Source organism: Micrococcus sp. GbtcB5 (assembly GCF_019091605.1).
GTDB lineage: Bacteria > Actinomycetota > Actinomycetes > Actinomycetales > Micrococcaceae > Micrococcus > Micrococcus luteus.
In genome coordinates, this window is the sequence record NZ_JAGXJK010000606.1 from 1 (window position 1) to 230 (window position 230).

The window sequence follows — 230 nt, forward strand, 5'->3', positions numbered from 1 at the left end:
CGGGCGAGCCCCCGGCCGTACGCCGCGGGCAGTACGCCGCGGACACCCCCTACGGCCCGATCACCGAGCTCGGCTTCGCCTCCCTCCGGGACAACATGGCCTGGTCCCTCGACGAGCTCGTGCTGCGTGAGCACCACTACGCGATCGTCGACGAGGTGGACTCGATCCTCATCGTCGTGGCCCGCACCCCGCTGATCATCTCCCGCCCCGCCCAGGGAGAGGCCAACCGG

General features: G+C 71.7%; 1 protein-coding gene. It reads left to right on the plus strand.

Annotated elements, in window-relative coordinates:
- On the plus strand, positions 1–230 hold a 230-nt coding region (locus KVS67_RS13685; protein WP_217565608.1), incomplete at both ends, for a hypothetical protein.